Genomic DNA, 678 nt, shown 5'->3' on the forward strand with positions numbered 1-678 from the left:
TGGTAAGCAAAAAGCAGTTGGCAATTTCTCGTTTTGCGCTGAAGGACTTACCGGAACCCGGCGTACCCAGAATCAGGCCGTTAGGGTTTTTCAGCAGCTTTCTGTCCACCATGATGAGGTTGTTGGACAGAGCATTGATGCCGTAGTACAGGGCTTCTTTCCCGTTCTGGAACAGTTCCTGCGTAGTAAAGGGCACAAAGATAGCTGTGGAACTGGTGGTCAGTCCTCGCTGGATCTCGATCTGATTGAGACCCAGAGGCAGACAACTCATCAGCCCTTCTTCCTGCTGGAAGTCCAGCCTGGTCAGCTGACAGTTATACTTCTGGGCAATAGAGCCTCCCTGAAAGATGTTGTTGCTAAGCTGACGGGGATTGTCCGCTGTGTTCAGCACCAGAAAGGTCAAAAGGAACATCCTCTCGTTGCGGCTCTGCAAATCCTGCAAGAGTTTTTTCGCTTCACTGCCGTAGGTAGCAAGGTCAGATGGAATGATGTCCATGTCGTATCCGGCACGGACTGCTTTTTTCTGTTCCTCGATCTTGCTGCGGTCCAGGTCGGTAATCTTTCGCTTTACCGTTTTGATGGCTTTCACCTGATCCACCGACTGAATGTGCATACTCACAATGAGCGAACTTTCCATATCCAGAAAATCAGCCAACAGACGGTCATTCAGCTCCGGTG

The 678-nt window shown here is 50.3% G+C and carries 1 protein-coding gene; it reads right to left on the reverse strand.

Annotation, left to right across the window (positions count from 1 at the left end; translation table 11 throughout):
* Positions 1-678, reverse strand: a 678-nt coding sequence (locus OCV63_RS17330; RefSeq protein WP_416862068.1) for a VirB4 family type IV secretion system protein, incomplete at both ends; no start/stop codon positions are given.

The sequence above is a fragment of the Laedolimicola ammoniilytica genome (assembly GCF_025567165.1).
GTDB classification, from domain to species: domain Bacteria; phylum Bacillota; class Clostridia; order Lachnospirales; family Lachnospiraceae; genus Laedolimicola; species Laedolimicola ammoniilytica.